The sequence below is a fragment of the Pollutimonas rozaliensis genome, assembly GCF_048751585.1.
Taxonomy (GTDB): domain Bacteria; phylum Pseudomonadota; class Gammaproteobacteria; order Burkholderiales; family Burkholderiaceae_B.
Map to the genome: position 1 here is coordinate 1 of NZ_JAZHOB010000215.1, position 259 is coordinate 259.

Here is a 259-nt window from a genome sequence, read left to right on the forward strand (position 1 = left end):
CTACCCGCAAACAGTTTTGGATTTTCCCCAGCGTTCATTTGATTGTTTAAGTGAAAAGCGACCGAGGCCATTGAACCTTTGTGCTGCTCACGTGGGCCATAGACGTTAAAGTAACGAAAGCCAGTAATTTGCGAGAGCTTCTCTTTATGCTCGGCAGCGTCTTGCCATAGGCGGCGGACATAGTTATCAAATGGCTGCTTGGAATAACCGATACCTTTATTGAAGAACCACAATATGAAGGCGCATTAAACGTTTACGG

The 259-nt window shown here is 45.6% G+C and carries 1 pseudogene; it reads right to left on the reverse strand.

Going from position 1 to position 259, the window contains the following annotated elements:
- A pseudogene (locus tag V0R37_RS22630) lies at positions 1-209 on the reverse strand (NAD-dependent epimerase/dehydratase family protein); the annotation flags it as partial.
- Positions 210-259: the final 50 nt, after the last annotated feature.